Origin of the sequence: Amycolatopsis dendrobii (assembly GCF_014145675.1) — a bacterium.
GTDB lineage: Bacteria > Actinomycetota > Actinomycetes > Mycobacteriales > Pseudonocardiaceae > Amycolatopsis > Amycolatopsis dendrobii.
In genome coordinates, this window is record NZ_JACGZW010000021.1 from 103,301 (window position 1) to 113,188 (window position 9,888).

General features: G+C 68.6%; 7 protein-coding genes. All 7 read right to left on the bottom strand.

The window, feature by feature from the left end:
• Nucleotides 1-16: 16 nt before the first annotated feature.
• Nucleotides 17-1,144: a uroporphyrinogen-III synthase gene (locus H4281_RS41765; protein ID WP_182896377.1), complete on the bottom strand. Its 1,128-nt coding sequence runs from the start codon at nt 1,142-1,144 to the stop codon at nt 17-19.
• On the bottom strand, nt 1,141-1,473 hold the full coding sequence (gene nirD, locus H4281_RS41770) for a nitrite reductase small subunit NirD (protein ID WP_182896378.1): 333 nt from the start codon (nt 1,471-1,473) through the stop codon (nt 1,141-1,143). The genes H4281_RS41765 and nirD overlap by 4 nt, the downstream gene beginning before the upstream one ends.
• Nucleotides 1,470-3,974, bottom strand: a complete 2,505-nt coding sequence (nirB, locus tag H4281_RS41775) for a nitrite reductase large subunit NirB (protein WP_182896379.1) — start codon at nt 3,972-3,974, stop codon at nt 1,470-1,472. Before nirB ends, nirD begins: the two co-directional genes overlap by 4 nt.
• 1 nt (nt 3,975) lies before the next feature.
• Nucleotides 3,976-5,313 (bottom strand): nitrate/nitrite transporter, encoded by a 1,338-nt coding sequence (locus tag H4281_RS41780; RefSeq protein ID WP_237598088.1) that lies wholly within the window; start codon nt 5,311-5,313, stop codon nt 3,976-3,978.
• A 26-nt stretch (nt 5,314-5,339) separates the two neighbouring features.
• The gene (locus H4281_RS41785) at nt 5,340-6,764 is read right to left on the bottom strand and encodes an FAD-dependent oxidoreductase (RefSeq protein ID WP_182896381.1); all 1,425 of its coding nucleotides are present in this window, start codon (nt 6,762-6,764) and stop codon (nt 5,340-5,342) included.
• Nucleotides 6,761-8,797: a molybdopterin oxidoreductase family protein gene (locus tag H4281_RS41790; RefSeq protein ID WP_182896382.1), complete on the bottom strand. Its 2,037-nt coding sequence runs from the start codon at nt 8,795-8,797 to the stop codon at nt 6,761-6,763. The genes H4281_RS41785 and H4281_RS41790 overlap by 4 nt, the downstream gene beginning before the upstream one ends.
• Before the next feature lie 115 nt (nt 8,798-8,912).
• The gene (locus H4281_RS41795) at nt 8,913-9,710 is read right to left on the bottom strand and encodes a TIGR02569 family protein (RefSeq protein WP_182896383.1); all 798 of its coding nucleotides are present in this window, start codon (nt 9,708-9,710) and stop codon (nt 8,913-8,915) included.
• Between the last annotated feature and the right edge of the window lie 178 nt (nt 9,711-9,888).

Below are 9,888 nucleotides of genomic sequence, written 5' to 3' on the forward strand. Positions count from 1 at the left end.
CCGCACCGTGTCGAGGCTAGCCGATCGGCGCTGGGGTGTCGCCGGGATTCACCGCCAGCCGATAACCACGCTTGACCACTGTCTGCACCACCCCGGTACCGCCGAGGGCCGTCCGCAACCGACCGATCGCCGTCTCCACCGCGTGCGCCTCGCCGCCGGAGGGAAGCTCGGCGGACAACTCCCGGCGCGCGACCACTCGGCCGGGCTGTCGCGCGAGCGCGCGCAGGAGCGCCATCGGCGCTGGAGCGATCTCGCGCCATTCGCCGTCGACTAGCGCGCCTGTGCCGCGGATCTGCAACACATGCCCGGCGGCGTAAAGCGTCGGCGAGGCTGTGACCAACGCGTCCGCAACCGTTCTCGCCAGCGCGCCGATCCGCGATCGTAGCGGTTGGACAGTCGAAATACCCAGCGAAGCGAGCGGCGCGGCCGTGATCGGCCCCACACACGCCACGACCACACGGCTGCTCAACACCTCGATCAACGCACCGAGCCGACCGGTCCGCCGCGCCATCGCGACAGTGGACGCGGCAGCGGGCGCGCTCGTGAACGGCAGCGCGTCGATCGTTCCTTCCAAAACGGCGTCCAACAGCCGGTCCAGCGGTCCCGGATCGGCCGGAGCCACCCAGCGGTACACCGGGATCTCGATCACCTCAGCGCCCGCCTGCCGAAGGGTCTCCGCAAAGTACGGCAGCGGCTCGCCGTGCAGTTGCAACGCGATCCGGCGTCCGTCCACTCCGGACTGCGTCAAGTACTGCAACAGCTCCGCGCTGCTTTCCGACGCAGGCGAATAGTCCTCCGCCAACCCGGCCGTCCGCACCGCTCCAGCCGCCTTCGGGCCGCGCGTCAACAGCGAAGCGTTCGACAGGTGGTCGAGCACCTTCTCGCCGAGACCCCAGCCTTCCGCGGCCTCAATCCATCCGCGGAACCCGATCCCGGTCGTCGCCACCACGATGTCCACCGGCGACTCCAGCAATCGCATCGTCGCCGCGTGCAGTTCGGTGTCGTCGGCCAGCGGCACGATCCGGATCGCGGGTCCATACCGGACGGCAGCGCCCTGGCGCACAAGCAGCGCGCCCAGCTCTTCAGCCCGGCGCGCTGCCGTGATTCCCACCGTGAACCCGGCCAGCGGCCGGACGTCCGTCACGGCGAGCCCACCTCGATCACCCCGTCCCGTACGCGAACCGGATACACCGGCACCGAAACCCCTTCCGCGTCGAGGCACGCGCCGCTGCGGAGCGAGAACCGTTCTTTGTAGACCGGCGACGCGACCACCGGCTCTCCCCCGGCGTCGCCGACGATCCCGCGCGACAGCACGGCCGCACCACTGCACGGATCCCAATTGGACAGTGCGTACCAACCGTCGCCGGCGTGGAACACCGCGACCTGCTGACCGTCGATCAGTGCTGCCGCTCCGGAGAACTCCGGGATGGCCCCCGCCGCGCAGACCGCCGTCCAGGATGAAGTCATGGTCATCGTCGCACCTCCGGAACTCCCAGCAGCACCGGGATCTTCTGCTCCCGCTCCGCCCGGAACGAAATCGACGGGTCCGGTGTCCCCGGCGCGTTCACGAACGAACTGAACCGCGCCAGCTTGTCCGGATCCTCCAGCACTCCTCGCCATTCGTCGGTGTAGCCCTCGATGTGCTTAGCCATCGCCGCGTCCAGGTCCTCGCAGATGCCGAGGCTGTCGTCCACGATCACCGCACGCAGGTGGTCAAGTCCGCCGTCGAGCTCCTCGATCCACGGTGCCGTGCGCTGCAACCGATCCGCCGTGCGCACGTAGAACATCAGGAACCGGTCAATCGTGCGGACCAGCGTCTCGGTATCCACATCAGACACCAGCAGTTCCGCGTGCCGCGGCGTCGCTCCGCCATTGCCGCCGACGTAGAGGTTCCATCCGTGTTCGGTGGCGATCACGCCGAAGTCCTTGCCGCGCGCTTCAGCACATTCACGCGCGCATCCGGATACCCCGGCCTTGATCTTGTGCGGCGACCGCAGTCCGCGATACCGCAGCTCCAGATCGATCGCCAATCCCACGCTGTCCTGGACGCCATAGCGGCACCAGGTCGAGCCGACACAGGATTTGACCGTCCGCAACGACTTGCCGTACGCATGCCCGGACTCGAAGCCCGCGTCGACCAGTCGCCGCCAGATGTCCGGCAACTGGTCCACCGTGGCCCCGAACAGGTCGATCCGCTGTCCGCCGGTGATCTTCGTGTACAGCCCGAAATCCTGCGCGACCTGTGCGATCACCATCAGCTTCTCCGGCGTGATTTCGCCGCCGGGAATCCGCGGTACCACCGAGTAGCTGCCGTTGCGCTGCATGTTCGCGAGGAACCGGTCATTCGTGTCCTGCAGCGCCGCCTGCTCGCCGCCGAGGATGTGCCCGTTGCCCAGCGTCGCCAGGATCGACGCCACCGCGGGCTTGCACACCGCGCACCCCGTCCCGGTGCCGTACCGGCTCACGACCTCGCTGAACGTCGTCATCCGAGTCGCGCGGATGATCTCGAACAGCTCCGCACGAGACTGCGCGAAGTGTTCGCACAACGCCTTCGACTGCTCGACCCCGCACGCGTTCAGCAACTTGGCCAGCATCGGCACGCACGAGCCGCATGACGTTCCCGCCCGCGTGCACGCCTTCAGTTTCCCGACCGAATCACAACCGTCCTCGGTGATCGCCCGGGTCAGCGCGCCCTTGGAAACGCCATTGCACGAACAGACCTGCGCCTCGTCCGGCAACGCGTCCACGCCGACCGCCGCACCGCCGCCGGCCGGGGCGAGCAACGCGCCCGGGTCGGCGGGCAGCGGACGCCCGACCAGCGCGCGGAGCGTGTTGTACTCCGCCGCGTCGCCGACCAGGACCCCGCCGAGCAGCGTCCGGCCGTCGTCAGTCACCACGAGCTTCTTGTACGTTCCGGCCACGGCGTCGTTCACCGCGACTTCCAACGAGCCCTCGGTGGCCGCGTGCGCGTCGCCGAAACTGGCGACGTCCACGCCCATCAGCTTCAGCTTCGTTGCGGTGTCCGGTTCGGGGAAACTCGCCGTCGTGCCGGTGAGCTGTGCCGCGACCACCTCCGCCATCGCGTACCCGGGCGCGACGATGCCATACACCCGGCCTTCGACCGCCGCGCACTCGCCAATCGCGTAAACCGCCGAGTCGCTGGTCCGGCACGTCGCGTCGACCAGCACGCCGCCGCGCTCGCCAACGTCCAAACCGGACTCCCGGGCCAAGTCGTCCCGAGGACGGACACCGGCGGAGAAGACCACCAGGTCGACGTCCAGCTCCGTACCGTTGCCCAGCCGGGCCAGCAACCGCGAGCCGTCGGCCTCGATCGCGTCCGTCGAGGTTCCAGTGTGGACGGTTACGTCAAGGTTCGTGATGAGCCGCCGCAACAGACCGCCGCCGCCGTCGTCGACCTGCAACGGCATCAGCCGCGGTGCCATCTCCACCACATGCGGCGACAACCCCATGTCCCGCAACGCCTTCGCCGCCTCCAGACCGAGGAGACCACCGCCGATCACCACCGCTGCACGGCGGCCGCGGCCCTGCCGTTCAGCTGCGGCACGAATCGCGTCGAGGTCTTCGATCGTCCGGTATACGAACACGCCCGGCAGATCCCGCCCCGGCACCGTCGGTACGAACGGACGCGAACCAGTCGCCAGCACCAGCGAGTCGTACCGCTCGATGTGTCCGGAAGCTGTCGTCACCGTCTTGGCTTCGCGGTCCACCGACACGACGACCTCGCCAAGCCGAAGCTCGACCATGTCATCGTCTGCGTAATCCGAGCCAGGCAACGCCAAGGCGGCCGGATCCCAGCTGTCCACATAGGAGGTCAGTGCGACCCGGTCGTAAGCGGGACGGTTCTCCTCGCCGAAGACGACGACCCGCCACTCGCCCGCCGCGTCTGCCGCGCGAAGTGCCTCCACGAACCGGTGCGCGACCATGCCGTGCCCGGCGACCACCACTGTAGGCATTTCAGACCTCCGCTCCTGCCAACGCCACCTGCGCACGCACCGCCGGCTTGCGCAGGTAGCCGAACCACGTCACACCCACGCACACCGCGTAGAAGACCAGGAATCCGACGAACGCCGGAACGCCGCTGTGCGCTTCGGCGAACGACTGCCGGAAGGCGAGGTTGATGAACAACCCGCCCAGCGCGCCGATCGCACCTGCCAAGCCGATCAATGCCCCGGACAGCCGACGCGCGTTGCGCAATTCCGTCGCCTCGTCCGCACCGGCTTGAATCGCGGCCCGCGCCTTTACCTGGAAGATCGCCGGGATCATCTTGTACGTCGATCCGTTGCCGATTCCGGTGAGCACGAACAAAACGATGAACGCGGCGGTGAACGTCGCCAGCGAGTCCGCGGAAGAAGCCAGCACCAAGACCACGGTCGCCAACGCCATCGCCCCGAATGTCGCGAAGGTGACGCGACCGCCGCCGATGCGGTCCGACAGCCATCCGCCGATCGGCCGGGACAGCGAACCCAGCAGCGGACCGAGGAACGTCACCGCGGCCGCCTGCAACGGCGTCCGGCCGAACTGGTTCTGCAGCACCAAACCGAAAGCGAAGCTGTAGCCGATGAAGGAACCGAACGTGCCGACGTACAGCAGCGACATCACCCAGGTGTGTCCATAACGGACCACCTCGCGCATGGCCTTGGTGTCACCGCGAACACTGGCCAAGTTGTCCATGAACAACGCGGCGCACGTCGCGGCGATGACGATCAGGGGAAGGTAGATGTACAGGACCAATCGCGGCGCGGTCGCACCAGCGGTGCCGATGACGAGGAGTCCGACGAGCTGAATCACCGCGACGCCGAGGTTTCCGCCGCCGGCGTTCAATCCGAGCGCCCAGCCCTTGTACCGTTCTGGATAGAAGGTGTTGATGTTCGCCATCGAGGACGCGAAGTTGCCGCCGCCGACCCCGCCAAGCGCGGCCATCAGCACGAACGTGCCCAGCGAAGTACCCGGGTGCAGCACTATGGCGGTCAGCACTGTCGGAATGAGCAGCAGCACGGCGCTGATGACTGTCCAATTGCGACCGCCGAAGCGCGCGACCGCGAAGGTGTACGGGATCCGCATGATCGCGCCGACCACGGTCGGGGTGGAGACCAGCAGGAATTTGTCCGCCGCGCTGAACCCGTAGGCCGGGCCCATGAACAGCACCACGACCGACCACAAGGTCCAGATCGAGAAGCCGATGTGCTCGGAGAACACGGAGAACCACAGATTGCGCCGGGCGACGCGCTTGCCGGTCGTTTCCCAGAACTCGTCGTCCTCGGGATCCCAATGCTCGATCCAACGGCGGGTCATGGCGTCCTCCTCGTTACCGGGGGCGGTCATTGCGCGGCCAGCCAGTCCGCGACCGCGCCGACCGTGTCGCGGCAGCTGCCGCATCCCGTGGTGGCGCGGGTGGTGCGGGCGAGTGCGGCAGCGTCGGTGGCGCCACCCCGCCAGGCTTCGATCAGCCGGCCTTTGGTCACCGCGTTGCAGCGGCAGATCACTGTGGACGAAGGAAGATCGGCTGGGCTCGCCGCCGTTGGCGCGCCCGCGGGCAGCGCACGGCCGAGCAGCACCGCGAGCCGGTCTTCGGGTACCGGAGTGCCCCGGTCGTGCAGCTGCGTCACGGTCGCCGCCGCGTCTGGCAGGCCGAGCAGGATCGCACCGGTCACCCGGTCGCCGCGGACGACCAGCTTGCCGTACCTGCCGCCGGACGGATCGTCGAAGGTCACGACCTCGGCGGCGGCGTCCTCGCTGGTCACCTGCGTTTCGCCGAGCGCGGCGAGATCGATGTCGCGGGCCTTGAGCCGGGTTACCGTGCGGGTGCCGCGGTAGCGCGCTGTGGCGTCCGAGCCGGTGAGCAGATCCGCGAGCACCGCGGCCTGTTCCCACGCGGGCTGCACCAATCCCGGTGGCGCACCGGGGTGCCGCGCGCAGTCGCCCAGCGCGTGGATGCGGCCGTCGCTGGTCCGGAGCAGATCGTCCACCAGGATTCCGCGGTCCACCGCCAGCCCGGCGGCTTCGGCGAGCGACGTCTCCGGGCGGACTCCGGCCGCGACCACGACCAGGTCTGCGGGAACGAAGCTGCCGTCGTCGAGTTTCAGACCGTCTCCGGGCAGGTGCCGAGCGGCCGTCACCTCGAACCGGAACGTCACGCCCAGCTCCGCCAGCCGACGGGCCAGCACCCGGCCCGCGCCGGAATCCAGTTGCCGCTCCAAGACGTGCGGCTGCGGATGCACCACGGTCACGTTCGCTCCGCGACCGGCCAGCCCTCGTGCGGCTTCCAGGCCGAGCAGCCCGCCGCCGAGTACCGCGACCGGCGCGCCCGGACGAGCGGCGTCCACGATGCGCGCGCAGTCGTCCAGCGTCCGGAACGCCACGACCTCCGGTCCGAGTTCGAGCCCTTCGACCGGCGGCAGCCAAGGCGCGGCTCCGGTCGCGAGAACGACCGCGTCGTAAGGAAATTCGTCAGTTTCAGTGCAGACGGCCCGGCGCACCGCGTCGATCCGCGTCACCCTGGTTCCGAGCCGCAGATCGACCCGGGTCTGCGCGGCCCACTCGGAATCGTGCAACCGCACCGTGTCCGGACTCATCCCGCCTGCGACCACAGTGGACAGCAGCACCCGGTTGTAGGCCGGATGCGGTTCTTCGCCGAGCACGGTCAGCCGCACTCGGTCGCCTTCCGGATCGCGCCGCCGGATCTCGTCGGCGAGCCGGGCCCCGGCCATTCCGTAACCAATGATGACGACGTTCCGCGCGCTCATGCTTCCGCCCTCGCCAACGACACCGCGCACACCTTGAACTCCGGCATCCGGCTCACCGGGTCGAGCGCCGGGTTGGTCACCAGATTCGCCCGTGCCGCACCGGGAAAATGAAACGGCAGGAAGACGAGGTCCGCCCGCATCGACGGCACGCACCGCACCCGCGCGACGGTTTCCCCGCGTCGCGATCGCACCAGCGCACGGTCGCCGTCGGCCAGTCCGGACCGCGCCGCGGTATCCGGATGCACTTCGACGAACACCTCTGGCACGACCGCCGTCAACTCCGCGATCCGGCGGGTCTGGGCTCCGGATTGGTAGTGCTGCAATACGCGACCGGTCGTGGCCTGCAACGGAAAAGCCTCGTCCGGCAGCTCAGCGGGTCCGCTGTGGTCAACCTCAGCGAACCGTGCCCGGCCGTCCGGATGCGCGAAACCGTCGAGAAACATTCGCGGCGTGCCTGGGTGCGTCTCGTCCGGAACCGGCCAGTGCAACGCTTCTCCGGACCGCAATCGTTGGTAAGTCACGCCGGAGTAGTCCGCGGCTCCGCCCTTCGACGCGGCACGCAGCTCCTCGAAGACCTCCCCCGCCTCGTCCGGGAACCTCTCCGCAGGTTGTCCAATGCGGACTGCGAGATCCCGCAACAACGACAGATCGCCGCGCACTCCGTCCGGCGGCTCGATCGAGCGTTGCCGCAAGAGGACTCGACCTTCGAGGTTGGTCAGCGTGCCCTCCTCCTCGGCCCATTGCGGGACCGGGAAGACCACGTCAGCCAGCTCCGCGGTTTCCGACAGGACGAAGTCCGCCACCACGAGAAGATCCAGACCGGCCAACCGATCCTGCACACGCGACGAGCGCGGTGCCGACACCACCGGATTGCTCCCGAACACCAGCAATGCCTTGATCGAATCGCCCAGCTCGTCGAGCAGTTCGACCGCCGACCGTCCGGGTCCGGGCAAGCTTTCCGCTGGCACGCCCCAAACCTGGGCGACATGCGCCCGCGCCGCCGGGTCGTCGATCTTGCGGTAGCCCGGCAGCTGATCCGCTTTCTGCCCGTGCTCGCGTCCGCCCTGGCCGTTGCCTTGCCCGGTCAGACAGCCGAAGCCGGATCCGGCGCGACCGGGCAATCCCAACGAGAGGGCGAGATTGATCCACCCGCCGACTGTCGCGGTGCCCGAAGCGTGTTGCTCCGTCCCACGCCCAGTAAGCACGTATGCGTTGCCTGCCCGAGCCAGCATTTCCGCGGCCTGCCGCTGATCCGCGGCCGAGACCCCGGTCACCCGCTCGACCCGTTCCGGCCACCACGTCGCGGCAATGCGCCACATTTCGTCGAATCCGGACGTCCGAAGATCCACATAGGACTTGTCCAGGTGTCCCTCGGCGACGACCGCGTGCAGAATTCCCAACGCCAGCGCGAGATCCGTGCCCGGCGCCGGCGCGAGATGCAGGGCGGCCCGCTCGGCTGTCGGCGTGCGACGCGGGTCGATGACGATCAGTTCCGCACTATCGAGATGCTGCATGAACGGCGGCATCGTCTCGGCCGGGTTCGCCCCGGCGAGCAGCACGACATCCGCGTTCGCAAGATCGGTTACCGGAAACGGAAGTCCGCGGTCCACCCCGAACGCGCGCATCCCGGCCGCGGCGGCCGAGGACATGCAGAATCGGCCGTTGTAGTCGATTTGCGACGTTCCGAGCGCGACCCGAGCGAATTTCCCGAGCAGGTAAGCCTTTTCGTTCGTGAGTCCGCCGCCGCCGAACACGGCGGCCGAATCCGCGCCGTGGTCCCGACGCGAGGCCAGCAGCCGGTCCGCGACGAAATCCAGTGCCTCGTCCCAGGGGACCGGCTGCAGTTCCCCGTCGCGGCGGAGCAGCGGGGAGCTCAGGCGTGCGCCGGATTTCAGCAGGGCGCCGGCGGTCCAGCCTTTCTGGCACAGGCCGCCCGCGTTGACCGGGAAGTTCCTTGGCGTGACCCGGGTCTCGTCCAGGCGCATCCCGCACTGCAGAGCGCAGTACGGGCAATGTGTGTCGACGTGCGGCACAGGCGCTCCTCGAGTCGGCGATGACCCGACGGTAAGGACGCCGTGTTACCTCGAAGTGCCGGAATGTTTCAGGCAGTTGACATTGCCCGCCGTCACACCGGGGGTGCGCGGTGAGTCAGAGGATCGCGCTGACCTCGCGGGCCGCTGCGCGCAGGCCGTCCAATGCGGCATTCGTGGACTTGGGGTCCAATGCGTGTGACGCGAGACGGAAGAGGATGGCACGCAGCAGGAGCTGGGGCCATTCGGGGAGGTGAGCCCAGCGCTCCAAGAGGGCTCCGGTCGCGCCGCCCCAGATCAGCGAGTCGACCGCGGCGATCGCCGCACCCCATTCGCCTGGGCGGTAATACGGGACGAAATCGACTACGCCGGGGGCTGCGTCGCCGTCGAAAAGCAGGCCGGCCAGGAGTTCGCCGTGAGCGACCTGGTGCGGGAGTTTGATCGGGCGGCGGGCCGGGGCCAGGATTTCGAACCAGCGGCCGCCTTTCTCCTCGGAGAGGGGACGGTCTTGTTCTTCCCAGGCGATTCGGTCGGCTATCGCGTCGATGTCGTCGCGTGCGGAGAGGAAGTCCGGTCGAGGAAGGTCTGCCGTTGCCCGGTGCAGGCGTACCGCGGCGAGGACTGCTTCGTCGCAGCGGTGCTCGGCGGCGCCGGGGAGGTAGCGCCAGGCTGACCAGTCTCCGACGATCCAGCGGCCGTCTCGCGAGCGGACTGGTTTGGCGATGCGGAGGCCGGGGTCTTCGGCGAAGTCCAGGGCTCGGGCGGTCCAGAGGGCTTGAGAGCGGTCGGTGACGCGTTTGAAGACCACGTCTCCGGCGTGCCAGGTTTCGGAGTCCGGGAGAAGGGTGATGGCGTCGGCGTCGCTGCCGAACGCGGAGCAGACGCGTTCGGAGGGACGTTCGAGGGTTGACCGCACAAAGGGGGAGGTTACCCCGGGGTGGGCGTGGTTCCCGGGGAGACTCGCTGGTCGGTGATTCGGCTCGTCGCCTGGCGGCGACCTTGCCGGGGTGGTTGCGTGGGGCACCCCGAAGCTTGATTGTGCTGACGGTCTGGGCGCCTCGATGGTTGAGTGCACCGGCTGCGGTGTCGTAGGC

Excerpts from the sequence above, each read along its gene's own strand:
- nirD (WP_182896378.1), bottom strand. The coding sequence starts at position 1,473 with ATGACCATGACTTCATCCTGGACGGCGGTCTGCGCGGCGGGGGCCATC.
- nirB (WP_182896379.1), bottom strand. The coding sequence starts at position 3,974 with ATGCCTACAGTGGTGGTCGCCGGGCACGGCATGGTCGCGCACCGGTTC.
- H4281_RS41780 (WP_237598088.1), bottom strand. The coding sequence starts at position 5,313 with ATGACCCGCCGTTGGATCGAGCATTGGGATCCCGAGGACGACGAGTTC.
- H4281_RS41785 (WP_182896381.1), bottom strand. The coding sequence starts at position 6,764 with ATGAGCGCGCGGAACGTCGTCATCATTGGTTACGGAATGGCCGGGGCC.